25 protein-coding genes and 1 pseudogene are annotated in these 24678 nt (G+C 67.3%); 13 read left to right on the forward strand and 13 right to left on the reverse strand.

Going from position 1 to position 24678, the window contains the following annotated elements:
* Positions 1–9 precede the first annotated feature (9 nt).
* From PG2T_RS10520 to PG2T_RS10530, 3 genes are all read right to left on the reverse strand, one after another.
* Entirely contained in the window at positions 10–747 is a 738-nt protein-coding gene (locus PG2T_RS10520) for a hypothetical protein (protein ID WP_145931069.1), read from the reverse strand.
* Positions 677–1318 (reverse strand): orotate phosphoribosyltransferase, encoded by a 642-nt coding sequence (gene pyrE, locus PG2T_RS10525; protein ID WP_068805025.1) that lies wholly within the window; start codon positions 1316–1318, stop codon positions 677–679. The genes PG2T_RS10520 and pyrE overlap by 71 nt, the downstream gene beginning before the upstream one ends.
* A 163-nt stretch (positions 1319–1481) precedes the next feature.
* Positions 1482–2063 (reverse strand): hypothetical protein, encoded by a 582-nt coding sequence (locus PG2T_RS10530; RefSeq protein ID WP_145931070.1) that lies wholly within the window; start codon positions 2061–2063, stop codon positions 1482–1484.
* A gap of 445 nt (positions 2064–2508) precedes the next feature.
* On the opposite strand from PG2T_RS10530, the gene PG2T_RS10535 reads away from it, so the two are divergent.
* Entirely contained in the window at positions 2509–3291 is a 783-nt protein-coding gene (locus PG2T_RS10535; RefSeq protein WP_068805029.1) for an exodeoxyribonuclease III, read from the forward strand.
* 59 nt (positions 3292–3350) lie between these two features.
* Positions 3351–4565 (forward strand): zinc ribbon domain-containing protein, encoded by a 1215-nt coding sequence (locus PG2T_RS10540; protein WP_068805030.1) that lies wholly within the window; start codon positions 3351–3353, stop codon positions 4563–4565.
* On the opposite strand, the gene gltS is transcribed toward PG2T_RS10540, so the two are convergent.
* Both gltS and PG2T_RS10550 read right to left on the reverse strand, forming a co-directional pair.
* Positions 4554–5738, reverse strand: coding sequence for a sodium/glutamate symporter (gene gltS, locus PG2T_RS10545; RefSeq protein ID WP_236953243.1), 1185 nt, complete (start codon positions 5736–5738; stop codon positions 4554–4556). The genes PG2T_RS10540 and gltS overlap by 12 nt on opposite strands.
* A 3-nt stretch (positions 5739–5741) precedes the next feature.
* Positions 5742–7418 carry an N-acyl-D-amino-acid deacylase family protein gene (locus tag PG2T_RS10550; RefSeq protein WP_068805032.1) on the reverse strand — a complete coding sequence of 559 codons (1677 nt, stop codon included), beginning with the start codon at positions 7416–7418 and terminating at the stop codon, positions 5742–5744.
* Between the two features lie 224 nt (positions 7419–7642).
* Here PG2T_RS10550 and PG2T_RS10555 point away from each other — a divergent pair, with 224 nt between their 5' ends.
* From PG2T_RS10555 to PG2T_RS10590, 8 genes are all read left to right on the forward strand, one after another.
* Entirely contained in the window at positions 7643–7900 is a 258-nt protein-coding gene (locus tag PG2T_RS10555; protein WP_068805034.1) for a type II toxin-antitoxin system ParD family antitoxin, read from the forward strand.
* The gene (locus tag PG2T_RS10560) at positions 7897–8196 is read left to right on the forward strand and encodes a type II toxin-antitoxin system RelE/ParE family toxin (RefSeq protein ID WP_068805036.1); all 300 of its coding nucleotides are present in this window, start codon (positions 7897–7899) and stop codon (positions 8194–8196) included. The genes PG2T_RS10555 and PG2T_RS10560 overlap by 4 nt, the downstream gene beginning before the upstream one ends.
* A gap of 138 nt (positions 8197–8334) precedes the next feature.
* Positions 8335–9039, forward strand: coding sequence for a DsbA family oxidoreductase (locus PG2T_RS10565; RefSeq protein ID WP_068805039.1), 705 nt, complete (start codon positions 8335–8337; stop codon positions 9037–9039).
* 106 nt (positions 9040–9145) lie between these two features.
* Positions 9146–9385 (forward strand): AbrB/MazE/SpoVT family DNA-binding domain-containing protein, encoded by a 240-nt coding sequence (locus PG2T_RS10570; RefSeq protein ID WP_068805041.1) that lies wholly within the window; start codon positions 9146–9148, stop codon positions 9383–9385.
* The gene (locus PG2T_RS10575; RefSeq protein ID WP_068805044.1) at positions 9373–9687 is read left to right on the forward strand and encodes a type II toxin-antitoxin system PemK/MazF family toxin; all 315 of its coding nucleotides are present in this window, start codon (positions 9373–9375) and stop codon (positions 9685–9687) included. The genes PG2T_RS10570 and PG2T_RS10575 overlap by 13 nt, the downstream gene beginning before the upstream one ends.
* A gap of 200 nt (positions 9688–9887) precedes the next feature.
* Positions 9888–10718, forward strand: a complete 831-nt coding sequence (gene arsN2, locus PG2T_RS17030) for an arsenic resistance N-acetyltransferase ArsN2 (protein ID WP_075968172.1) — start codon at positions 9888–9890, stop codon at positions 10716–10718.
* Between the two features lie 579 nt (positions 10719–11297).
* Positions 11298–11516, forward strand: a complete 219-nt coding sequence (locus PG2T_RS16830; protein WP_068805048.1) for an AbrB/MazE/SpoVT family DNA-binding domain-containing protein — start codon at positions 11298–11300, stop codon at positions 11514–11516.
* Positions 11503–11853 carry a type II toxin-antitoxin system PemK/MazF family toxin gene (locus PG2T_RS10590; protein WP_068805051.1) on the forward strand — a complete coding sequence of 117 codons (351 nt, stop codon included), beginning with the start codon at positions 11503–11505 and terminating at the stop codon, positions 11851–11853. Before PG2T_RS16830 ends, PG2T_RS10590 begins: the two co-directional genes overlap by 14 nt.
* Positions 11854–11961: 108 nt before the next feature.
* On the opposite strand, the gene PG2T_RS10595 is transcribed toward PG2T_RS10590, so the two are convergent.
* Both PG2T_RS10595 and PG2T_RS10600 read right to left on the reverse strand, forming a co-directional pair.
* The gene (locus PG2T_RS10595; RefSeq protein ID WP_068805054.1) at positions 11962–13518 is read right to left on the reverse strand and encodes a carbon-nitrogen hydrolase family protein; all 1557 of its coding nucleotides are present in this window, start codon (positions 13516–13518) and stop codon (positions 11962–11964) included.
* Between the two features lie 37 nt (positions 13519–13555).
* Positions 13556–14821, reverse strand: coding sequence for an MFS transporter (locus PG2T_RS10600; RefSeq protein ID WP_068805057.1), 1266 nt, complete (start codon positions 14819–14821; stop codon positions 13556–13558).
* A 128-nt stretch (positions 14822–14949) separates the two neighbouring features.
* Here PG2T_RS10600 and PG2T_RS10605 point away from each other — a divergent pair, with 128 nt between their 5' ends.
* Positions 14950–15213 carry a hypothetical protein gene (locus PG2T_RS10605; protein ID WP_068805060.1) on the forward strand — a complete coding sequence of 88 codons (264 nt, stop codon included), beginning with the start codon at positions 14950–14952 and terminating at the stop codon, positions 15211–15213.
* 123 nt (positions 15214–15336) lie between these two features.
* Positions 15337–15936, forward strand: a complete 600-nt coding sequence (locus PG2T_RS10610; protein ID WP_068805063.1) for a TIGR00645 family protein — start codon at positions 15337–15339, stop codon at positions 15934–15936.
* A 150-nt stretch (positions 15937–16086) separates the two neighbouring features.
* Here the strand turns inward: PG2T_RS10610 and PG2T_RS10615 are convergent, their stop codons facing one another.
* The 5 genes and pseudogenes from PG2T_RS10615 to PG2T_RS10635 all read right to left on the reverse strand — a co-directional run bounded on the left by PG2T_RS10615 (position 16087) and on the right by PG2T_RS10635 (position 21024).
* On the reverse strand, positions 16087–17223 hold the full coding sequence (locus tag PG2T_RS10615; protein WP_068805066.1) for an alkane 1-monooxygenase: 1137 nt from the start codon (positions 17221–17223) through the stop codon (positions 16087–16089).
* A 12-nt stretch (positions 17224–17235) separates the two neighbouring features.
* Complete coding sequence (locus tag PG2T_RS10620) at positions 17236–17778, reverse strand: 3-phenylpropionate/cinnamic acid dioxygenase subunit beta (protein ID WP_068805072.1); 543 nt, start codon at positions 17776–17778, stop codon at positions 17236–17238.
* A 14-nt stretch (positions 17779–17792) separates the two neighbouring features.
* Positions 17793–19132: pseudogene (locus tag PG2T_RS10625) on the reverse strand (aromatic ring-hydroxylating oxygenase subunit alpha).
* Positions 19133–19151: 19 nt separating this feature from the next.
* Positions 19152–19679: an aromatic-ring-hydroxylating dioxygenase subunit beta gene (locus PG2T_RS10630; protein WP_068805074.1), complete on the reverse strand. Its 528-nt coding sequence runs from the start codon at positions 19677–19679 to the stop codon at positions 19152–19154.
* Entirely contained in the window at positions 19669–21024 is a 1356-nt protein-coding gene (locus PG2T_RS10635) for an aromatic ring-hydroxylating dioxygenase subunit alpha (RefSeq protein ID WP_068805077.1), read from the reverse strand. The genes PG2T_RS10630 and PG2T_RS10635 overlap by 11 nt, the downstream gene beginning before the upstream one ends.
* 227 nt (positions 21025–21251) lie before the next feature.
* Between PG2T_RS10635 and PG2T_RS10640 the strand changes: the two genes are divergently transcribed.
* Complete coding sequence (locus PG2T_RS10640; RefSeq protein WP_193399819.1) at positions 21252–22910, forward strand: sigma-54-dependent Fis family transcriptional regulator; 1659 nt, start codon at positions 21252–21254, stop codon at positions 22908–22910.
* Between the two features lie 119 nt (positions 22911–23029).
* Here PG2T_RS10640 and PG2T_RS10645 read toward each other — a convergent pair whose 3' ends face one another.
* Positions 23030–24493, reverse strand: a complete 1464-nt coding sequence (locus PG2T_RS10645) for an alkaline phosphatase PhoX (protein ID WP_068805080.1) — start codon at positions 24491–24493, stop codon at positions 23030–23032.
* Positions 24494–24678 lie beyond the last annotated feature (185 nt).

The raw sequence follows: 24678 nt of genomic DNA on the forward strand, positions 1-24678 counted from the left end.
TATCGTGAATCAGGATCCGGCGGTCTTGAGGGTTCCTGTCAGGCGGCGGTAGCGGTCCAGGTCCGCTTCGAAGCGGGCCCGCACGGCCAGTTGTTCGGCCCGCGTCCGCTCGGCGGCCTGCTCCTGACCGGCCAAATCGGCCGCCGTCCGGGCGCGGGCCTGCACCAGCGAATCCGGCGGTTGGCGACCGGCCGCGATGTGCTCCTGAGCTGTCGCGTCCATCTGCGCAAGGTTCCGGCGCAGATGGCCGATGGTGTTGTCGGCGGTGCGCAGGATAAGGTCCAGGCTCTCCAGCTTCATGTCACGCAGATGCGCCAGGTCGGTCTCGTCCGCGTAGGTTTCCAGCAGCATCCGGTCGCGGTTTCGCCGCTCGGCGATGTCTCGTTGCCGCGCCTGTTCGGCCCTGCTGTTGGCCGCTTCGGCCACGGCTGCCGTGCGGCGCTCGACGGCCTGCCGGGCCAGTTGCTCGGCACTGGGCGCCGGCGGGATCACGTTCAGCCGCTTCAGGCTGCGACTGTCCAGAACCTCATAACCGGCCTGTGCCTGGCCGGGCGGCAGATTGGTGCCGATGTGCATCACCCCGCGCTCGTCGCGGTAGCGGAAAAGGCGCCCTGCATCGACGGCCTGCGCGTTTGTGCACAAGACAGCCAGCAGCAGCCATGCGATCCCGCGTACTTCAGCTCGAGCCGTAGCGGGCCCGGTAGGCGCGGATGTCTGCAGCCGCTGCGTGTTGCGAATCTTCTTCAAGAAATTGCACCAGTTGCTCAAGCCCTGCCACCGCGATCACCGGCACGCCGTGGCGCGCCGTTACCTCGGCCACTGCCGAACGCTCACCCTGACCGCGCTCCTGCCGGTCGAGCGCCACCAGTACCGTTGCCAGCTCGGCCCCGGCGGCGCCAATCAGGCCCGCCGAGTGCTGCACCGACAGGCCCGACGAAATCACGTCATCCACCACCACCACCCGGCCGACCAGGGGTGCACCGACGATCACGCCGCCCTCGCCATGGTCCTTGGCCTCCTTGCGATCGAACGCAAAGGGCACATCCCGGCCATGCTCGCCGGCCAGCGCGATGGCTGTGGCCGCCACCAGCGGAATGCCCTTGTAGGCGGGCCCGAACAGCATGTCGAAGGCCACCCCCGAGCGCACCAGCGCCGCCGCGTAGAAACCGCCCAGGCGGCGCAGGCTCGCGCCACTGTTGAACAGTCCTGCGTTAAAGAAATACGGACTGTTTCGGCCAGACTTTAGGATGAACTGCCCAAATTTCAGTACGCCGCTGCCGATGGCGAACTGGAAAAACTCGCGCTGATAAGCTTCCACTTGATCTTTACCTTTCTATAACAATTAGTTGAAGTTTCGCTCCCGCCCGCATGGCGGGGCCGGACAGCCTTGCCCCGGACGAAAAAATCCACCGGGCCGCCACCGAGCAGAAGCACTGCGTAAGTGAACGCCGGGGCGTCAGCGCTTTTCGCGCCAGCCGCGCTCAGCGCGCCCCCATCAGCAGGCGGTAACGGTTCAGATCGGACTCGAACGTGTCGCGAATCGCTGCCTGGTCGTTGTGAATGCGTTCAGCCGCCCGTTCCTGTTCGGCAAGATCAGCCGCCGTCCTGGCACGCGCCTCGAGCAAGTCAGCTGGTGGTACCCGACCTGCAGCCTCGTGCTCGACGACCGTCGCGTCCATCTGGGCCAGGTTGCCGCGCAGGTGGCCGACGGTTTGCTCAACCGAGCGCAGGATCAGGGCCATCGTTTCCAGCTTGGTGTTGCGCAGGCGGATCAGCTCCGCCTCGCTGGCGTAGGTCTGCAACAGCATCTGGTCCCGGTACCTCTGCTGGGCGGCGTCGCGTTGCCGAGCCTGCGCGCTGCGCTGCGCGGCTGCCTGCGCAGCCGCCGCATCGCGCCGACGCCGCTCCTGCTCGGCCAGTTCCTGCGGGCTGGGCGCGGGCGTGATGACCGCCAGCGTCTTGAGCGTGCGCCGGTCGAGCACCTCGTAACCGGACTGCGCCTGGCCGGGCGGAAGCACGCTTTCGACATGCAAAACCCCGCGCGCGTCGTAGTAGCGATACACGCGCAACGGCTCCGCTGCTTGCGCAGCGCTCCAAATCCCTGCCAAAAGCACCCCCATCGCACACGGCAGCCGGTACCGCCCGGCGCCCCGGCCGGACCACCCCAGCTGCCGCGGCTCCCCTCGCACGTTGTCAGTCCCGGTCAAGGCCTTACACCCCCTGAACAAACTGCGCCGCAGCCGGTGCGCAGGCGGCGCTCCCGCCCGCGTGATCAGCCACCCATCCGAAAGCGCCCCGTGCACCACCTCATTCCACCAACCCGGGGTTGTACAACATTACAACGAGCGCACGCCCGCCGCTCGACATCGATTTCCAGCCAAGCCCGCTGGACATCGTGGGTTGCACGCGGCCCAAGCCTGCGGCCGACCAGGCCCACGCTGCTAGACTGCCGCCCTCGATTTTCCTGCCACAAACAGTGCCTTGGCTGCGGTGCCAGGCCAAACACACATGCCCCTGAAAATCATCACCCTGAACGTGAACGGCATTCGTTCGGCCTGGCGCAAGGGCCTGGCGGACTTTCTGGCGCGCGAGCAGGCCGACCTGGTGTGCCTGCAGGAAACCCGGGTCCAGCACCCGCAATTGACCGAGGAAATGCGGGCGCCGCACCTTTGCCAGAGCTTTTTCCACCATGCCACGAAGCCCGGCTACAGCGGTGTTGCCATATACACCCGACGCGCCCCGGACCGGGTGGTCGAGGGCCTGGGCTGGCCGGACTTCGACGCCGAGGGGCGCTGGTTGCAGGTCGATTACGGGAAGCTGAGCGTGGTGTCGCTGTACCTGCCGTCGGGCTCCAGCAGCGAGGCACGCCAGCAGATCAAATTCGGCGTCATGGAGCGCCTGACGCCGCACCTGAAGCAGATGCTGGCCGACGGGCGCGAGTGGATCATCTGCGGCGACATCAACATCGCCCACCGGAACATCGACATCAAGAACTGGCGCGGCAACCAGAAAAACTCCGGCTTCCTGCCCGAGGAGCGCGCCTGGCTCGATGTGCTGTTCGGCGACATCGGCTGGGTGGACGCGTTTCGCGTCGTCAACCAGGAGGCCGAGCAATACACCTGGTGGTCCAACCGCGGCCAGGCCTGGGCCAGGAACGTAGGCTGGCGGATCGACTACCAGATCGTCTCGCCCGGCCTGCGGGACACGGTGCTCGGTGCGCGCATCCACAAGGACGAGCGCTTCTCGGACCATGCGCCGCTGATCATGGAGTACGCCATCGACCTGCCCTGAAGGGCGCCGGCGCCGGTGGCACACTGGCGCCGGCCTGATCAGCGCGGAGGAAGCCTTCGATGACGTTCGCACGCAGCCTGGGCACAGTCCGCGCCCATCTGACGCAACTGAACCGCCAACCGCTCAGCCGCGCGGCGCTGACCATCGTGCTGCTGCTCGATGCGTTCGTGCTCAGTTCGATCTTCGACGGCCTGGCCCGGCACACCGCGCAGCTCACGCAGCCGGACGAGACGGTGCCGGCTCGCTGTCGCGACATCGTGCTCGACCGGCAATGGACGCCCGCCGGGCGATTGGAGCAGCTCGGCGAGGTGGTGAACGCGCACACGGCGGCATCCGTCTGGCAGGCACAGGCGTCCCGCGCAAGCCCGCATCCGGTGTGTGCGCCCGTGGTCGGGGCGGTCGATGCCGTGCTGGCGGACGGCGCACTGGCCAAGCGATTCGACGATGCACGTGCGCTGCGTCGCCAAAGTACCGACCTGCGCACGCAGATCGAGCGCCTGAAGGGCAGCTACGACACGGCGTTGCTGGAGAAGATAGCCGGGGCCGAGGCGCCGACGCGCGCCGACACGCTGGGCCGCGAGCTGGCGGCCAAGACCGGCGCGCTCGACGAGGCGACCGGCCGCCTGACGCAGCTCGAAGCCGCCATCGGGCGCGAGGCCCCCGTACAGGCGCTGTGGCAGCGCATCGACGCCGTGCAGGCCGCCGACCGCGAGCGCCTGCGCGCCGATCTGCTGCAGCTCGAAACCTGGTACCCGGTGCGACGCCTGGGCTGGGAGCTGCTGTTCCTGGCGCCGCTGCTGGGGCTTTTCTATGCCTGGAACGCCGCCAGCATCCGCCGCGGCCGGGCGGTGCAGACACTGGTGTCCGCGCACCTGCTGGTGGTGGCGTTCATTCCGGTGCTGTGCAAGCTGCTGCAACTGGTCTACGACGTCCTGCCGCGGCACTTTTTGCGCCAGTTGATGACGCTGCTGGAATCGGCGCACCTCGTCGCACTGTGGAACTACCTGGCGATTGCGATGGCCGTCGCCGCCAGTCTGGCGCTGATCTACGTGGTACAGAACAAGTTGTTCGCGCGCGACAAGCTGCTCGCCCGGCGCATCGCCCGCGGCCAGTGTCAGGATTGCGGCCTGGCGCTGCCGCCGGACAGCGCCTTTTGCCCGGCCTGCGGCTTCGGGCAATTCGTGCCCTGCCCACACTGCGGGCAGGCGACCCACGTACACGGCCGCTTTTGCCGCGAGTGCGGGCAGGCGATGGGTCGGGAATCAACCCAATAGGTTCAGGAACGCCGTAATCAGCAGCGCGTTCACGAAGTCGATGAAGAACGCGCCCACCAGCGGCACCACCAGAAAGGCCCGCGGCGCCGGGCCGTAGCGGTCGGTCAGAGCCTGCATGTTGGCCACCGCGTTGGCGGTGGTGCCCATCATGAAGCCGTAGAAACCGCCGGCCATCACGGCGGCGTCGAAATCCCGCCCCATCAGCCGAAACACCCACTGGCACAGCAGCACCAGCAGCGCCGCCTGCGCCACCAGCAGCGCCAGCAGCGGCAGCGCCAGATCGACCAGCTCCCACAGCCGCAGCGTCATCAGCGCCATGGCGATGAACAGCGACAGCGCCACTGCGCCCAGATCCTCCATAGCCTGTACCGGCACGTGCAACAGCGGCTGATGGTCCCCGATGTTGCGCAGCACGGCCGCCGCCAGCATGGCGCCGATGTAGGCCGGCAGGGTGACGCCCAGCGCGGTGAAACCGCCCGCCAGATAGCCGCCGACCCACATCGCCAGCAGGATCAGGATCATCGTGCGCAGCAGCGGCGCGGCGGTGTCGGTCGCGTGTTCCGGGGATGCGGGCACCGCCGCGGGCACCGCACGCGCGCCGGTCGAGTGCAGCCCCCGGCGGGCGATGATGCGCCCGGCCACCGGGCCACCGAACAGGCCGCCCATGACGATGCCGCTCATGGCGGCCGTGATCGCCACCACCGTGGCGCCGCTGACGCCGGCCTGCTCGAACAGCGGCGCGAACGCCAGGCCCGTCGCCGGGCCACCGGTGAGCGTGACCGAACCGGCCAGCACGCCCAGCAGCGGCGGCAGACCCATCGCCAGCGCCAGGCTCGCCCCGAGCAGGTTCTGCAGCAGCGCGGCGACGGTGGCGATGGCCAGGAACCACGCCACCTGCACGCCGCCCACCCGCAGCAGGCGCAGGCTGGCGCCAAAGCCGATGGTGGTGAAAAAGGCGATCATCAGCGGCGCCTGCAGCGTGGTGTCGAAGCGCACCAGATCCTGCCCGTCCCGGCGCAGCAGGCTGACGATGACCGCCACCAGCAGCCCGCCCAGCACCGGCGCCGGCAGGTCGTAGCGCGCCAGCACCGGCACCCAGCGCCGCAGTCCCTGGCCGACCGCCACCGCCAGCGCCGCCAGCGCCAGCGTCTCGATCATGCCAAGGGCAAACAAGCCTCAGGCCGCCTGCAGGTGTGCGCCGGCACGCGTGGCGCTGACGTCGCCGTTGCGCATCAGCAGCTGGCCGTTGACGACCGTGGCGGCGATGCCGCGCGCGTCCGACACCAGCCGCCGCCGCCCGCCGGGCAGGTCGAACACCGCCCGCGCCAGGCGGTCCGAGCCAACCGTGGCCGGGTCGAACACGGCGATGTCTGCCTTCAGCCCGGTCGCGATGCGCCCACGGTCGGCGATGCCGAACACCCGCGCCGGGTCGCCGGTCAGGCGCTGCACGGCGTACTCCAGACTCATGGCCTTGCGCTCGCGCACCCAGGTGCCCAGCAGCCAGGTGGCGTAGCCGACATCGCAGATCTGGTCCACGTGCGCGCCGCCGTCGGAGGCGCCGATCAGCGTGCGCGGGTCATTGATGAGCCTGGCCACCACGTCCAGATCGATGTTCGAGATCGTGTACAGAAAGCGCGCGCCGAGCTCGTCTTCCAGCGCGATGTCCAGGAACGTGTCCAGCCCATCGGCGCCGCGCTCGGCGGCGATGTCGGCCACCGTGCGGCCGACCAGCGCGTTCAAGGCCGGGGCGTTGACCTGCTGCAGTTCGAGCCGCGTCCAGTCGCTCGAAAAAGCCCCCGGCTGCGCCAGTTCGGCGCGCAGCGTGTCGCGGAAATGGCGGTCGCGGTAAGCCGCCGCCAGCCGGGCGTTGTCGGTGTTGAACAGCGGCGCGAAGGTCTTGCGGTCGGCAAAGATGAACGGGTTGGTCATCTCCAGCTGCGTCAGAAACGGCCGGCACGACACCTGCGGCACGGCGCCCATGCGCGTCAGCCAGTCGGTTTCCTCCAGTGTCTGCAGGGCGCGCTCGGGATTGCCGACCGGCACCAACAGGAAGGTCCAGGTCAGCGGGCGCTGGCTTTCCTCCAGCAGGAAGCGCAGCAAGTCCTGCTGCTCGGCGCTCAGCGCGCCGCCGACGCCGCCCATGGCGATCTGGATGGTGCCGCGGCGAAGATCGCGCAGCACGTTGCACAGGGCCTTGAGCTCGTCGCGGCTGGCCAGGCGGGCGGCCAGCGGTTTGCCGCCGTGGCCGATGTGCTGCGCCAGCACGGTGGTGCTGAAGCCCAGCGCCCCGGCGTCCATGGCGGCGCGCAGGTGATCGGCCATCACGCGGATCTCGGCCGCATTCGCGCCGCGCTCGCCGGACTGCTCGCCCATCGCGTAATGGCGCAGCGCCGCCAGCGGCAGCAGGAAACCGGCATTGAGGCCGATGCCGCCGCCGGTCACGGCGTCCATGAACTGCGGAAAGGTCTCCCACTGCCAGCGGATGCCACTGCGCAGCACCTCGGCCGGCATGGCCTCCACGTTCACCAGGTCCATCATCGCCATCTCGCGCGCCGCCGGTCGGCACGGCGCAATGCCGACCCCGCAGTTGCCCATCACCACCGAGGTCACGCCGTGCCAGGCGCTGCTGGTCAGCACCGGATCCCAGCACCACTGCGCGTCGTAATGCGTGTGCGGGTCGATGAAGCCGGGCGACACCACCAGGCCGCTGGCGTCGAGCGTCTCGCGGGCGCCGCCAAGTTCGCTGCCGACGGCAACGATGCGGTCGCCCTGGATCGCCACATCGGCGTGCCGGGCCGGGGCGCCGGTGCCGTCGACGACGCTGCCGCCGCGGATCAGAAGGTCGTGATTCATGGGGGTTCTCCTCGCCGGTATGTTTGTAGTCGGTACGGTGGGGCGAGCCGGAGCATCCGTGTAGCGGCGGGCCGGTGGCCATCATTCCGCCCGCCGACCGGGCGGTCAAGGCGCTTGAGCGCCTGCGGCCGGGGCAACGGGATGTCCCCGCGAAAGACCTGTCCATCTTTGCCAATGATTGATATTTTTGAGCCATCTGGAACCGATCGCAGGACACATCCGCCATGGGCATGAACGTCAACCTCACGCCGCACCTGGAAGATTGGGTGCGCAGCAAGGTCGCCTCAGGCTTGTACAACTCGGCCAGCGAGGTGGTGCGCGACGCGCTGCGGCTGCTGGAGGAGCAGGATCAGATGCGCACCCTGCGCCTCGATCAGTTGCGCGCAGAAATCCAGCGGGGACTGGACAGCGGCCCCGCCGAGCCATGGGATGCGCAGGCCCTGAAGCGGCAACTTGCCGCCGGTAAGACCCCAGACGAATGAGCCGGATCCTGCGTCGCCGCCAGGCGGCGGCGGATATTGCCGACATCTGGCGGCACATCGCCCAGGACAAGCCCGCGGCCGCTGACCGGTGGATCGATGACCTCGACCAGCAGTTCGGCCTGCTGGCGCGACAACCCCTGATGGGCCGCGAGCGCGGCGAAATAGCCGTTGACGTGCGCAGCTTTCCGTTCGGGCGCTACGTCATTTTTTACGTCCCGCTTGCAGATGGCATCGACGTTTTGCGTGTGTTGCACTCGTCGATGGACATCGAAGCCCGATTCGATCGTGGCCCGTAGGCGTTGTGAATCGGCGTTGTTCGATACTCGTTGGGCACCCAGTGCGACCGGGATGAATGCGCACGGACTGCGAAGGTGTTGAGCGCCGCACCCACCGGCGCGACACTGCAAGCCACCACGACAACGAGGAGCGCCGCCATGACCGACAGCCACCCGATCGTCATCGAGTTCTTTCACGACTGCCTTTCGGCCTGGTGCTACAAGGCCTCCGAGCGCCTGCGCGCGTTCGCCGCCGAGCACCCGGACGTGCAGATGGTGCAGCGCTGCTTTCCGCTGGCGGTGTCGCCGATGCTGTTCAACCGCCAGCTCTATGCCGACAAGCGCGAGGCCAAGCGCGACGTGGTGATGGTGCACTGGGCCGACGCGCGTGCCTTCGAGCCGGACCCGCGCATCGACTGCGAGCTGATGATGACGCGCGATTTCGACTACCCCTACTCGCTGCCGAACCAGCTGGGCGCCAAGGCAGCCGAAATGCAGGGCGGCCAGCGCGCGCACTGGGACTTTTTCGATCGCGTGCAGCGTGCGCACCTGACCGAGTGCCGCAACATCGCCGACTACGCCGTGCTGCGCGAGTGCGCCGAGGACATCGGCCTGGACGGCGAGCGCTGGCTGCACGACGTGTTCGGCGAGCATGCCCGCACGCTGCTGGCGGACGACATCGAGCGTGCCGCCCGCTACGGCATCCTGCGCATTCCGGCGCTGGTGGCCGACGGCCGCCACGTGCTGGGTGGCATCCCGCGCTCGACGCTCGGCCACTGCCTGCGCGAGGAAGGCATCGAAACCTTCTACGAGGACATCAAGCGGCGGCGCATGCTGGGGTATGGGCTGCCGCCGGCGGAGTGAGGGCAGGGACCTGGTCTTTCATGCGGCATCGGTGCTGCTGCCAGGCGCCAATCCGCCTTCGAGTAGCTGCAATGAGGCTGTGCTCCCTCGCCACGGGCGACGCGCCATGCAAACCGAAATCAAAAAATGGGGCAACAGCGCCGTGGTCCGGCTGCCGGCGCCGATGCTGTCCGAGCTTGGCCTCACGGTGGGCTTGCGCATCGAGCTGAAACACGAAAACGGCCGTCTGGTCATCGAGCCGGTCCGCCCCGTGCGCGAGGGCTGGTTTGCCGCGCCGGTTGCCGCGGACGAAGACGCCTTCGCCACCCTCCGGCCGGACGAAGGGGATGACGAATGGGTGTGGTGAGGCGCGGCGAGGTCTATTGGGTCAACCTCGACCCGACCGTCGGCATCGAAATCCGCAAGACTCGACCCGGCCTGGTGATCTCGCCCGACGACATGAACGCCGCCCTGCCGCGCGTCATCGTGGCGCCACTGACCAGCAAGGCACACCCGCTCGGCTGCCGTCCCACGGTGGAATTCGGCGGCAAGCAGGCGCGCATCCTGCTCGACCAGCTTCGCGCCATCGACAAACGCCGGCTCGGCGGCCGCGTGGGCAGCATCGACCTTGCGTTGTGGCATCCGGTGCTGGTGGAGATGCTGGCATGAACAGGTCCGGGCCAGCTCGGGGAGCGTGCGCAATCGTGTGCGCCCTGGGAATACTGGGGAGGGAGCGCAATGCGCAGCGCCTATTGCACTCTGTCCGGGCTGGGGTCAGCAACCCGATCATCCCGGATTCCGCTACGCTACATCCAGGCTACGCTTCGCTGGTACGAACAGGCCCCGCGCAACGCAGCGAGGTATCCGGCATGAGTACCGTCACGATCTACCACAACCCGACCTGCGGCACGTCGCGCAACACGCTAGCGCTGATCCGCGCCAGCGGCATCGAGCCCACGGTCATCGAGTACCTGAAGACGCCGCCCGACCGCGAGACCTTGAAGGCGCTGATCGCGCGGATGGGCATGGGCGTGCGGGATGTGTTGCGCATCAAGGGCACGCCCTACAAGGAACTGGGCCTGGATGCCGCGCATTGGAGCGACGACCAGTTGATCGATCAGATGCTGGCGTACCCGATCCTCATCAATCGGCCCATCGTGGTGTCGCGCTCGGGCGTGCGCCTGTGCCGCCCCTCGGACATGGTGATCGAACTGCTGCCGCAACGACCGGCGGGCGAGATCCGCAAGGAGGATGGCACGCCGCTGCTGGTGGATACGCCGATCGCCGGCAGCGACCTGGACCTCGCCCTGGCTTTGCAAGAGGCCGTGCTTCCCACGGACGACCTGGCCGAACCAGGGCGCAGCTTCTTCGCCTATGCCACGGTGTCCGGCGAGTGCGTGGGCTACGGCGGCTTCGAGCGCATGGGCCGGGACGTGCTCGTGCGCTCCCTGGTGGTGCTGCCACACGCACGCCATCGCGGCATCGGCGGCGGAATGCTCGCACTGCTGTTGCGCCGTGCCTTCGACGAGGGCGGGCGCGACGCCTGGTTGCTGACCACGACGGCTGCGCCGTTCTTCGAGCGGGCGGGCTTCAGGCCAATCGAGCGCAGCGCCGCACCGGCGGCCATCCTTGCCACACGGCAGGCCGCAAGCCTGTGTCCTTCGAGCGCCGTGTTGCTTGGACGTCGAATGTCACTGTGATGTGCCCTCGCAAGGGCATCCCGGAACACAGAGGTGCATCAGTGAATTGACGAATCGCCGAAGGCCACGCGGGCCTTCGGCTGGAGAGGAAGGAAAACCACCTGTGGGCTGCGTCAGCACAGGCCGTCGTCAAAGCCGTTCGCTGCGTCAGCAATCGCACCCGGCCCGTTTCGTGGCTGGGGCCGGAAACCTCTGGCATGCATCCACACACAAAGGGAGCCCGATGTTTCGCCGGCGGGCACCGGCCGGAATACCCTCGGCCCAAGGGGCCTCCTCACGGCTCGCGCGACGGCAAGGCGTCAGGAAGCCCCTCTGGCCGAGGCAAGGCACACCGATCAAGGGAATGGCGGCGGACGCGATTCGTGGAGCAATGACCTTCTCGCCCCGTCGCCCGATGGTGGGCAGACAGGGCGCGCACGCCGTTGCAGAAGGAGACGCGCGCTGGGGAGTCCCGCCACACGCGGGACGTTTGAACTTGATGACCCGACCACCGGCCGTACGCGGACGGGCGTCACCCGCCGTTGAGGCGTGAAAGGAAAATCCTTACCATGGGAAAACCTTCGTATCGGGAGCCCGCTCATGATCAGCAGCAAACTGACCAGCAAAGCGCAGACGACCATCCCGCAACCCGTTCGTGTTGCCCTGCACCTGGAGCCAGGCGACGAATTGGTCTACGAGATTGATGATCAGCGCGTGATTCTTACCAAGGCCAAAACCAGCGACAGGGCTGACGATCCATTCCGCACGTTTCAGGAGTGGAGCACCGAAGCGGACGCGAAGGCTTATGCCGACCTTTAGGCAGGGCGACGTCATCAAGGTGCCGTTTCCGTACACGGACCGCTCCACCCGGCAGTCCAGGCCAGCACTGGTGGTGTCGGCCGGCAGCCTCGAAGAGGCCCACGGACTGCTGTGGGTGGTCATGATCACCAGCGCTCAGAACCGGGGATGGCCGGGCGACGTGCCGGTGGGCAATCTTGCGGCAGCCGGCCTACCGGTGCCGTCCGTGATCCGGGCCGCGAAAATCGCCACCATCGAAGCGACGGACGCGTCCAGGTTGGGTACTGTGGCCCCCGCGGTATTCCGACGGGTGGCCCAATGTCTGGCCAATCAGCTTGGTCTGGACGCCCGACCGTGACGGGGAGCGCACGCGTCCGAGCGGCACAGGGCTGCGATAACGCGTTGGGCGTCATAAGGCGGGCGCGTGGGCCTTTTGCATGAGACCACGTATTGACGGGACAAGACACTAGCCCTCCCCCAGCCACTGCACCCGGTACAGGTCGCGGCGGCGGTCCAGGTAATTGCGCACCGAGCCCTCGTTCTGCAGCATCTGCAGCTTGTCCAGATCGACGTCGACGATCAGCGTCATCTCGGTATTGGGCGTGGTCTCGGCCATGATGGCGTCGTGCGGGAAGGAGAAGTCCGACGGCGAGAACACCGCCGTCTGGCTGTACTGGATGTCCACGCTGTCCACCTGGGGCAGGTTGCCGATGCTGCCGCCGATGGCGACGTAGCACTCGTTCTCGATGGCCCGTGCCTGGGCGCAGCGGCGCACCCGCAGATAGCCGTTCTTGGTGTCGGTCCAGAACGGCACGAACAGGATCTGCATCTCCTGGTCGCCGAGCAGGCGCGCCAGTTCCGGGAACTCCACGTCGTAGCAGATCAGCACGCCGATGCGCCCGAAGTCGGTGTCGAACGCGGTCAGCCGGTTGCCGCCTTCCATGGCCCAGTCACGCTTCTCGTGCGGCGTCGGGTGCAGCTTGTACTGGGTGTCGACGGAGCCATCGCGGCGGCACAGGTAGGCCACGTTGTACAGCTCGCCATCCTCGAGCAGCGGCATCGAGCCGGCGATGATGTTGATGTTGTAGCTGACCGCCAGGCGCTGGATGTCGTCGCGGATGCGTGGCGTGAACTGGGCCAGGAAGCGGATCGCCTCGGCCGGGTTGCGGTGCTCGGCCAGGCCCATCAGCGGCGCGTTGAAGAACTCCGGAAACAGGGCGATGTCGCAGCGGTAGTCCGACAGCGCGTCGACGAAATACTCGACCTGCTTGACCAGTCCCTCGACGCTGTGCATCTCGCGCATCTGCCACTGCACGCAGCCGATGCGCGCCACCGTCTTGCGCGCGCCGAACAGCTTCGAGTCCTTCGGCTCGTAGTAGATGTTGAACCACTCCAGCAGCGTGGCGTAGCCCTGCGATTCCTTGTCCTCCGGCAGGTAGCCCTTGAGCACCCGCTTGACCTCGAAATCGTTGGCCAGCTGGAAGCTCAGGATCGGGTCATAGACCTCGCGCCGGCGCACCGCCTCGATGTACTCCTGCGGCGTCATGTGCTCGGCTTGGTCGCGGTAGTTGGGGATGCGCCCGCCGGCGATGATGGCGCGCAGGTTCAGGTTCTTGCACAGCTCCTTGCGCGCCTCGTACAGGCGCCGGCCCAGACGCAGGTTGCGGTAGTCCGGGTCGACGAACACGTCAACGCCGTACAGCACGTCGCCGTTCGGGTCGTGCGTGGTCAGGTAGGCGTTGCCGGTGATCTCGTCGTAGGTGTGTTCGTCGCCGAACTTGTCGTAGTCGACGATCACCGAGAACGCCGCCGCCACCGCCACGCCGTTGTCCTCGATGCAGATCTGCCCCTCCGGAAAGGTCTTGAGCATGGCCTGGTACTTCTTGCGCGGCCAGGCGCCGCCCATGCCCGGGTAGACCCGGTCCATGATCTTCTTGATGGCCGGGTAGTCATCCGCCACGAGATTGCGCAGGCGCAGCTTGATGTCGGCGCCGGCCAAGGCGGCGTTGGTGTCGTCAGTCATTCGGATATTTGCCAGATTGGGGAGTGGATCGCTTCGCTCAGGATACCGGCGCGCCGGCGTCGTGCCCCGACTCCGGGCCGGCCGGCTGATCGGCTGCCAGCATTTCCAGCGCCTCCTGCGAGGTGCGCACCAGTGGCACGAAGTGCGCCGGCGCATCGACGATGCGGTCCACCCGCTGGCGGATTTGCCACAGCGCAAAGGCCGCCAGCAGCACATGCATGAGCAGAAAATGCAGTGGCAACGCGGCCGCTCCGAGCAGCGACATGGCAGCACCGACCAGCAGCGGGCCGAGCGCCGCGCCGGCGCCGTGCACCAGCAGCAGCGCCGCATTGCCGGCCAGAATCTGCTCGGCGTGCAGGTGGTCGATCAGATGCGCGACGGCGATCGGATAGACCGAAAACGCCGCGCCACCGAACAGGAATGCCGCCACCAGCAACAGCACCGGATGCGCCCCGGCCAGCAGCAGAGCCACGGCCGCCACGGCTGTCGCGCCGGCCACCCACAGCAGGGTGCGCCGCCGGTCACCGCCGTCCGAGAAATGACCGATCGGCCATTGCAGCGTCATGCCCCCTACGATGGCGGTGGTCATGAAGTCGGCCACCAGTGTCGGGTCGGCGCCGAGCCGGCGCACATATACGGCGGCCATGCCCCAGAAGCCGCCCATCGCCAGCCCCGACAGCAGCGCGGCGGCAGCCGCCACCGGCGCGGCCCGCCAGCACGTGCGCGGCGACATGGCCTTGAACGCCGGCACACCGGGCGGCGCCAGGCGCGTCACCATCACCGGCATGGCCGACACGCAAACGAAAATCGCCGCCAGTGCGAACAGAACGAAGCCGGCCGGCGAACCGAGCGTCAGCAACTGTTGGCCGAATGCCAGCGCGCCGAGGTTGCACACCATGTATGCCGCGAATACCTTGCCGCGCTGCGCCGGTTCGGCCTGGCCGTTGAGCCAGCTCTCGATGGTGATGTACAGGCCGACCAGCGCCATGCCGGTGATGACGCGCAGGGCGATCCACAGCGGTGCGTAGATGAGCAGCACATGTCCCAGCGCACAGGCGGCAACCGCGGCGGTGAAAAAGGCGAATGCCCGCACATGGCCGATGCGCGCCACCAGCTGCGGACACAAATAGGTACCGACCAGGAAACCGCCGAAATAACTCGAACCGAACAGGCCGAGCGTGGTGTCATCGAAACCTTCCAGCGCGCCGCGCAGCGGCAGCAGCGTGTTCAGCAGACCTACGCCGAGCAACAGCAGCACCGTGCCGCCGAGCAGGGCGGTCAGTTTCAGAAGCATCGCAAGCATGGGCTAACCCGATTGCAGCGTCTTTTGGGGGCGTTGCTGGCATGCGGCGGTGCCGGTCCGGCCTGATACGGCGCTGGCAACAGTCCGGCCGGGCAGACCGCCGTTAACCGAGACGAAATGTCTGACCGGTGGTGTCGTCCACCGGTTCCACAACCCCTGCCGCCACGGAGGCGTCTAACCTGAATGACGACGCGTTTATCAACGATACGGCTAGCAACAATTCCGCCAACCCGGCATTCCAGGACATTCTGCACCGTGGTGTCGAAGGCATCGTGCTGATCGATGGCGCGCGCCTGGCCGGCCTGATGATCGACCACGAGGTCGGCATCACCTCGCGCACGCTCAGGATCCCGAAGATCGACAGCGACCATTTCGAGGACGAGGCTGTTTGACGCCACGGCTGCAGCGTGCGGTCGGTCTGAGCGCCCAGCGTCTTTGCCGCAACCACCCTGGCCGGCTACCATCGGCGCCCTTTGCGCGCCCCCGGCCCGCCCCACACTTTAGGCAGTTGCTTCATGACGTCGACGCCACCCATCAAGATCAAGCCGTTGCCGGCGCTGATTTTTTCCTCACGCTGGCTGCAATTGCCGCTGTATCTGGGCCTGATTGCCGCGCAGGGCGTGTACGTGGTGCTGTTTCTGAAGGAGTTGTGGCATCTGATCCACGGCGCCGTTTCGCTGAGCGAGCAGGAAATCATGCTGATCGTGCTCGGGCTGATCGACGTGGTGATGATTTCCAACCTGCTGATCATGGTGATCGTGGGCGGCTACGAGACCTTTGTGTCGCGACTGGGCATCGAGGGCCACCAGGATCAACCCGAATGGCTCTCGCACGTCAATGCCACGGTGCTGAAGGTGAAGCTGGCGCTGGCGATCATCGGCATTTCGTCGATTCATCTGCTCAAGACCTTCATCGAAGCCGGCACGCTGGGCGCCCTGCCGCTGTGCGCGACGGCTGCCGCCGGTGTGCGATGCACCGCCCTCACCGAGGGCGCGATCATGTGGCAGACCATCATCCACGTGGTTTTCATTCTGTCGGCGCTGGGTATCGCCTGGACCGACTGGGTGATGGGCTCGTCCAGCGCGCTGAACGCGAAAAATCGCCAGGCTCACTGAGCCTGCGGCGCGGCAACACAGGGCGGCCGGATGCTGGCCGCGTTTAGTGCTCAGGGCGAAAAGGCCCGGGCGCCGAATGTTCCTGTTCAGCGCACGCCACGGCGGGATTTGCAGCGGGACCGGTGAGACTTCCGGTACGCGCGGGGCCTGTCAGGCGCCGGCCATTGCGGCGGCAGGCGCTGCTTCCACCTCATCGAGCCAATCCGGCCACCCGGCCTTGCGGTTGGCCTCTCGGGCAATCTGCTGCTCCTGGGGGCTGGCGAAGCGCAAATCCCAGTCCTTGAGCAGCGGCTTGGCAATGCGCGCGAACCACAGCGGCGGGATGAAGGCGCTGACCGCGCACACGAACAGGTTAGGCATCTGCGGCGCATCCGGGTGTGGCACCAGCTGGTCGAAGCGCAGGTCGGGGTCGATGTGGTGATCGACGTGGGTGGTGATCTCGTAGCCGATGGTGCGGTCGATCCAGGTCAGGTGGTTCCAGGTGTGGTGCAGCCGGGTCGGTGAACCGGGCACGCGCACCAGGCCGTAGTGCTGGATGTAGTTGAGCGCCTCCAGGAAGAACTTGCTGCTGATCTGCGCCAGCAAGGTCAGCGCGCCGGCCAGCGGGCCGCCGTACAGGCCCACCGCCAGCGGGATCGACAGCAGCAACGCGAATTCCCAGAATAAAAAATTGCGCGGCGACCACAGCCCGGCGCCGGTGACATCGCGCCGCTTGCGGGTGGCGACCAGCAGTTCCTCGAAATTGCGTTTGGTGCAGCGCCACATGAACGGATACACGCTGGTGCCACGCGGGGCGTAGTCGGCGTCCGCTTCGGTATCGAAATGGATGTGGTGCGTGTACAGGTGCGGAATGTCGCGGTGGGCATCGGCAAATATGGCGCTGATGAATTTGGCCAGGCCGCGCGAGAGCCAGTCCTTGCGGTGCATGAGCTCGTGCGCCACCGGCACGTTCGGAACCGCATTCAGCCACACCAGCGAGGCGACCGCGCCGGCCAGCACCAGCACCGTCGGCACGGTGCCCTGAACGCCAAGCCCGGCCTGCATCCGCCAGGCAAAGGCGGCATACAGCGCCATCATCAGCACGCAGTGAAGGTACAGCGGGGCATCCGCCAGGCGCGGGTACCGAAAGCGACGCAGGGAATGATCCGGCCGCGACACGGCGTCTAGCCCGGCCAGCACGAAGAACGTGCCCACGCCGGCCCACATCCACCAGCCGCCCAGCACAAAGCCCGCCACGCCGGCCAGCACCACCAGGGAGCACAGGTAATAACGCAGGTAATCGGTCACGGCGGGTGCCTCTCAGGGAAATACGTTCAGGCTCTTGCTCATGAAGATGTTTTGCTGCGCGGTCAGCAGACGCCGGGCGATGCGCAGTTGCCCGTCCACACGCCGCAGCAGGTCCTCGCGCAGGCAGTAGAGCGTGTGCTCCTCGTCCTCGTTCATGTTGCGGTACACGACTGAGATGGAATGCACGCGGTATTGGTCCGGATCATCCGTGTGCTCGACCTCCACGTTGTGCACCAGGTGCGCGGTGCGCGTGGCCGGGTCTTCGGTCCAGCAGGTGCCGGTTTCCAGGCGCGCGATGCGCTTTTCCAGATGCTCGAGATGGTCGTTGTAGTAGGCGCTGTGCAGCACGGACGGCGCGCGCTCGTCCCGCTGGTAGCGCTGCACGCGGGCCGGCATCCAGTAGTGGATGTCGGGCGCCAGCAGCGCCAGCCAGGCGCGGTAGTCCTGGCGGTCCTTCAGGCGCGCTTCGCGGTAGTAGAACTGCTGGACTTCGCTGATCAGCTCCAATGAGGGCGGCTGCGCGGCCGCCTGCACGTCCCTGGCGATTGCGTTCATGGGCGGTCTCCGGGTCAGGCGGTGGGCCGGCCGGCGTAGCGCGGCGCGTAACGCTGCGGCACGTCGGACCAGGATTTGGCGTTCATGAGGTCCGCCCAGCGCTGGTAGAACAGGCGCTGGTTGGCGTCGTTGAACTGGCCCTCGTGGACGATGCCCGGCAGTTCCGGGTGCTCGATCTGGCGGCTCTTGCCGCAGCCGTAGTGCAGCTTCTCGTGCCGGCTGACCCAGCCGCGGTTGGTGCGGGTGTTGCCCTCCCAGTTCTCGCCGTCGTCCATCTCCAGCGTGCCGGCGGGGTTGAAGGTCAAGTTGCAGCCGATGTTGATGGCCTGCTTCACGGACTCGGGGCGTTCTTGTTCACGACGGTCCAGATGCGCAGCTCAAGCTTGCGCGGGCCGCGCGGCAGCCACATGCGAAAGGTGTGGATGCCGGGCAGGAAGGTCATGTTCGGGAACATGGCGGCCGAGGCCAGCGAGCCGAACAGGCGCGCGCGCAGTTCGCCAAGGCGCTGCGCGATCTTCGGCTTGAGCGCCGCGTAGTAGTCGGTGACTTCCTGCGAACCGAGGATGGCGATGTCGCCGAATCCTTCGAGCGCGAACTCCCAGCCGTGGCCGTTGACGCTGGCGTGATAGGTGTCTTTCGGGTCGTAGGCCGGGAACGGCCCACCCATCATGGCGCGACCACCCGCGTCGTGCGTCCACCAGGCGTGGTAGGCGTCGCCGATGAAGTTCTCGACGCCGAACTTCCAGTTGGCGTTGGCGTAGGACTTGATGGTGCCGGGCAGGAACTCGATGCCGCCCTCGTCGTTGTCCAGGAACGCGTCCAGGTACCAGCGGTAGTCGCCGAGGTACTCCTCCAGACCGGGCGCCTGCGGGTCGAAGGTGGCGAAGATCATGCCCTTGTAGGTTTCGACCCGCGCCTGGCGCGGCCCCCAGGCGGCCTTGTCGATGTCGCCGGCGTCGTAGGCTTCGCGCTCGCTGGGCAGGCCGGTCAGTTCGCCGGCCGTGCTGAAGGCCCAGCCGTGGTAGTTGCAGGTGAAGCGGCGCGCGTTGCCCTCGTCGGCAAAGCAGATCTTGTTGCCGCGGTGCGTGCATGCGTTCAGGTACACGTATACCTTGCCGTCGGCGTGGCGGGACACGATCACGCCGTCCTCGCCGATGTAGGTGGTCACGAAATCGCCACTGTTGGGCAGCTGCGAGTCGTGCGCCACGAACTGCCAGCAGCGCGCGAAGATGGCCTCCAGCTCACGCTCGTAGATGGCCTCGTCCCAGAAGATGCGCCGGTCGACCCAGCCGGCGTCGACGTTCACATAACGGAAATAGTCCTGCGGCGGCTGTGCCTGCTCGTGGGGTCTCATGGGCGCCTCCTCCTCGTCGTTAGAAAAACACGTTCAGATTGCTGTCGATCACCACCGGGTGGTCAAAGCCGATCAGCCGCCTCACCAGGCGCCAGCCGCCTCCTTCCAGGCGCCACAGGTCGGTACGAGCGGCGGTCAGGCGCCGCTGCTGGGCGTCCATGCGGCTGCGGTGCACCTCGATCACGGAATGGACCGTGGCCTCGCCGTCGGTTTGCGCCCGATAAATCTCGACGTTGCTGACGATGCGCCGTACCCGGTTGCGCGGGTCCTCGGCCCACACCAGGCCCGATTCCAGGCGCTGCACGCGCAGACCAAGGCGGCCCTTGTCGTCGTCGAACACGTAGCCGGCCCCCCCGGCCAGGGCGGCGCTGCGGTCGGCCCGAAAGCGGCGTGCCGTCAGCGGCATCCGGTAATGCACGTCATCGGCCAGCAGGTCCAGCCAGTCGGCAAAGCGTTCCTCGTCCAGCAGGCGGGCTTCGCGGTACAGCGTCTGCGTCAGCGCCAGGTGCTGGTCGATGGACAGCAGGGCGTGCGTTTCAGCCGACATGGGCCAGGTCCTTCGCATCCTGCAGGGAATTGAGGTTGTACTGGGGCACCGCGCGCCAGTCGGCGGCCGCCATGTGCTCCTGCCAGCGGCGGTAGAAGTAGCGCTGGTTGTGCTCGCTGACCACACCGACGGCGATGTCGCCCGGCAGGCCGGGACGCGCACCGCTGCGGCCCTGCGCCATGTTGGTGTGAACGTCCAACTGACGGGTGCGCCAGCCGCGGGACTGCTCGGTGCAGGCGGCCAGGTTGTCGCCGTCGTCGTTGTCGAACAGGCCGGCCGGGCCGAAGGTGAGCAGCTGGTTGTCCAGAATGCGCTGCTTGATGTCGGCCGGCATGGCGTTCTCGACCATGGCCCAGGTCCACTGCTCGATGCGTCCGGGCCCCTTGGGGTGGTAGACGCGCAGCCAGTTCAGGCCCGGCAGGAACTGCAAATTGGGGAACACGGTCAGGTTCAGCTGCGAGCCCCACAGCTTTTCGCCACGCAGGCGGCCCAGGCGCTCGATGGCGGTCGGCCGGTTCTGTTCCAGGTAGCGCAGGATGCCGGCGTTGTCCGGGTAAAAGCTGTAGCCGGATACGCCGTCCACCGTGGCCAGTACTGAGTGGCCGTTCAGGCCTGCAATCGACAGGCCGCCTTCCAGCTCCACGCTGGCGTTGCCGACCGTGAAGCCCGAAAAATCCATGCTCTGCACGGCCTTCATGGCACCGGCGTGGGCCCAGCCGAGGTGATAGCCGTCGCCGCAGACGTTCTCGACCGGCAGCTTCCAATTGGTCATCAGCTCGACTTTCTGCGTCTCACCGATCAGCGCCGAGCCGCCGGGCTGAGCATCGAGCCAGACGTCCAGGTACCACTTCATGTCCCCCAGATAGTCGGCCAGGCTGGGCGCGTTTCTGTCGAAACAGCCAAACACCAGGCCCTTGTAGGAGGCGACCTGATCGACCTCGACCAGACCGAAGCGGGATTTGTCGATTTCGCTGAAGTAGGCGTCCTTCTCCAGCGGCACGTTGACCAGTGCGCCGTCGGTGCCGAAGGCCCAGCCGTGGTAATTGCAGGCAAAGGCCTTGGCGTTGCCGCGGTCGGCCCGGCACAGGCGGTTGCCGCGGTGCGTGCAGGTGTTCAGGAAGGCCTTGATCGAGCGGTCCTTCTGGCGCACCACCAGCACGTCGTCCTCACCCATGAAGGTGCGAAAGAAGTCGCCCGGCTGCGGGATCTGCGACTCATGAACCAGAAACAGCCAGCAGCGGCCAAAGATGCGCTCCAGCTCCTGCTCGTAGACGGCAGGATCGGCGTACATCTGGCGGCGCTGCATGGCGCCCGCCGCCGATACCAGACCAGCGTAATCGGTCATTCGTGACTCCTCCTCGAAACCCGAAACCGCCGCCGCGCGAGTCGCTACGGCAAGCGGCGTGTATGACCATCACATTGCAGGCGGCATGCCAAATCCGCCGATTGGCATATCGGCGCGGGTTTACGAGCGTTTGTTACCAGAAGGGGTGTCGCGCCATGAAATAGAAAGTGACGCTGACGTCAGCTTTCGTCATACTCCGCGCAATCAAAATTACTCCAACGTACATCATGCCAAACGCCGCGCCCGCCCCCAGCCTGCCCGACATTCGCGACCTGGCCGAGCAGGTCCGCTTCACGCCCGACACCGGCCGCATCTGGGTGCGCGACCAGCGCGGCGTGCTGCTGACAGCCAGCGTCTACGGCGCTCTGCGGCGCGAGCTGATCGACCGCCTGGGGCCGGCGGTGGCGCGCGAGTTGCTGTCCCGCATCGGCTATGCCGAAGGCGGACGCGACGCCGAGGCAGCGCGGCGCCTGCGCCCGGACGTGAGCTACTTCGACGCCTTCGCGGTCGGGCCGCAGGTGCACGCGCTGGCCGGCTTTGGCTGGTCGCAGGTTGTGCGCCTGCACGCGGAGCCGGAAAGCGGCGCCTTCGCGGGCGAGTTTCTGGTTCACGATTCACTGGAGGCCAGCGTCCACGTCGACGCCTACGGCACCAGCCCGGAGCCGGTGTGCTGGATGCAATCCGGCTACGCCAGCGGCTTTGCCAGCGCCTTTGCCGGGCGGCCGATCCTGATGCGCGAGGTGGAGTGCCGCGGCATGGGCCACGAAGCCTGCCGCCTGATCGGCAAGCCGCTCGACGAGTGGCTCACCGAGGCGCCCGACACCCGCTACTACCAGCCCGAATCATCCGTGAACCGCTTTACCGACCTTGAGGCCGGCGAAACCGATGGCGTGGTCGGCATCTCGGCCGGGTTTGGCGCCGCCATGCATCTGCTGCGCAAGGCCGCAGACAGCCGTGCCACGCTGCTGTTCGTGGGCGAAACCGGCGTCGGCAAGGAGGTGTTCGCGCGCCTGGCGCATCGCATGAGCCGCCGCCGCGACGAGCCGTTCATCGCCGTCAACTGCGCGGCACTGCCGGAGACGCTGATCGAAACCGAGCTGTTCGGCGTGGCCAAGGGCGCCTACACCGGCGCCAGCAGCTCGCGCGCCGGACGCTTCGAGCGCGCCGACGGCGGCACGCTGTTCCTGGACGAGGTGACCAGCCTGAGCCTGGCCGCTCAGGGCAAGCTGCTGCGCGCATTGCAGGAGCGCGAAATCGAACGCGTGGGTGACAGCAAGACCCGTCGCGTCGACGTACGCGTCATGGCCGCCTGCAACGAGGATCTGCACCTCGCGGTCGAGGCAAAGCGCTTTCGCGAGGATCTGTACTTCCGGCTCACCACCTTCCCGGTGCCGATCCCGCCGCTGCGCGAGCGGCGCGACGACATCCCGCTGCTGATGGCCTATCTGCTGCGCCGCTTCTGCGCCGTACACGGCAAGTCCGTGCCCGGCTTCACCGCCCGCGCGGTCGAGGCGCTGTTCGCGTATGACTTTCCCGGCAACATCCGCGAGCTTGAAAACCTCATCGAACGCGCGGTGCTGCTGGTGGGCGACGGCGAGGCCATCGATCTGCCGCAGCTGGCCCTGCGCGGTGGGCCATCGCGCCCGCCCGCGTTTGCGCTCGACACCGCCGGCCGGCTGAGTGACAACGCCGATGCCCTGCGCGAGCAGGCGGCCGTGCTGCTCGCCGCGGACACCGGCCGGCGCCGCTTCGATGCCATCGAACACGCGCTGCTGGAACAGGCCGTGACCGATGCCAACGGCAACCTCGCCGCCGCCGCGCGCCAGCTGGGCCTGACCCGCCGGCAGGTACAGCTGCGGCTGCAGAAGCACCGCCGGGCTGGCTGAAGCCCCTGCCGCGCCAGCGCCTGCGAGCAAACTGACGGTACAGCGCGACGGCGCTACCGTCGGCCTGGCGAGGCGAAAAAAAGGGGGGCCGAAGCCCCCCAAGACTCAGGCGGGGAAAATCAGCGTTTCGGCAGCTTGAAGCCGGTGATCATCAGCACGTCGTCGGTCTGGTAGCCGTCGACCAGCGGCATGTTGTCGTCGTTCGAGTGCTGGATGGACACGTAGGCGCGGGTGCCGGTGGCGTCGAAGATGAAGCCGGTCGGCTCGGCCGAGCTGTCCTTCACGGACAGCATCTTCACGCAGCCGTCGGTCTTGATGTCGCGATCGGCACCGTCGCGCAGGCACGCGAACACATCGCCGTTGTCGTGGTCCTCGATCACGTACAGGGCGCCGGTGCGGGGCTGGAAGGCCAGGTTGTCGAAGGAGTTGAAGTCGGTGTCGCCCTCGACGAAGCGGTTCACCACCACCGTGCGCTGGCTGGCGCTGGCGGTCAGCGGCGCGCTGTCGACACCGCACATCACCTCGGCATAGTTGCCTGCGCCCTCGTTGCCGGTGTTGGTCCAGCAGAAGCGCACCGCATCCGGGTTGGCTTCGTCGTGGAACACCGGGTCCAGGTGCAGGTCTTCGGGCCGGTAGTAGCCGGTCGCACCGCCAACGTCAGCATCGCTGCGGGCGGTGGCAGCACCCACCGGAATCCAGCCGGCGTTGCCGATTTCGCAGCCCTGGCCGAACTGCTGCCTGTCGTCGCGGCACGACACCTGCATGGCGTAGACGCTGCCCGCCACCAGCGGCGAGGTCGCCAGGCTGGCAATGGCGCCACCAGCGTGCGGCACTGTCGGCACGAACTTGAACATGGCGCCGCCGTCGGCGTCGTCGTCCGCGGTTCCCGGCCGCAGCTCGTCGCCACCGATGACCACGCCGCTGGGCAGGACTTCCAGCCCTTCCCAGGCCATGGTCGGCAGCGCCGGGCGCTTGGCGATCTCATCCGTGTCGGTAACGCCGGCTGCATCCACGATCTGGCCGCTGGCGCGGTCCTGGACGGCGTAATTGGTGGTGGCGAGCGGGTTCAGGATTTCATACGCGCCGCCGTCGTCCTCTTCCTCGGTGGCCAAAACGGTGCCCCAGGGCGTGGTGCGGATACCGTCGCAACCGCTCATGCCGCGCAGGATGGTTTCCACCGCGCCGGTGGCCAGGTTGATGCGCTGCACCGACGGATTGAGGGTGGTGCCGGACAGCACTTCCCGGCCGCCCTCGACGCAGCTGATCAGGTGCGTGGGCGCCGCCGCCGGATAGAACGCCAGCATGTCGGTGGAATCCGCCGCCTGGCGCGTCAGGTAGGCAGCCGTCAGGTCGTCCGGGATCAGCACCTGGTCCCGGGCCGTTTGTTCAGCCGTACGGTAGGCGCCTTCGGTCGCCGGAGCCGACTCGGTCAGCGGCTGGGGCAGGCCCAGGGTGGCGCGCGCCGTGGCGCGCAGGGTGTTCTGCACGAAAAGACCGAAGTCACGGGTATCCGCGTCGTCGGCGACGGCCACGCCGCCAAGCCCGGCCGCGAGCAGCGCCAGGGAGAGTTTCGACAGCTTCATGAAGCCTCCTGATCAGGTGAATGGAACCGGCGCCGGAATGAACTGGCGCTGGAGTCACCCTAGGCGGCTACCGAGTCAGGAGCTTTAAGAAGCGGTTACAGCGGCGTGACAGACGGGCTCAGCACGCTGACACACGCCGCCTCGAAGCTGCCAAGGCCAAGCGGGATAGGCCCCATCTCCATCAC

Source organism: Immundisolibacter cernigliae, assembly GCF_001697225.1.
Taxonomy (GTDB): Bacteria; Pseudomonadota; Gammaproteobacteria; order Immundisolibacterales; family Immundisolibacteraceae; genus Immundisolibacter; species Immundisolibacter cernigliae.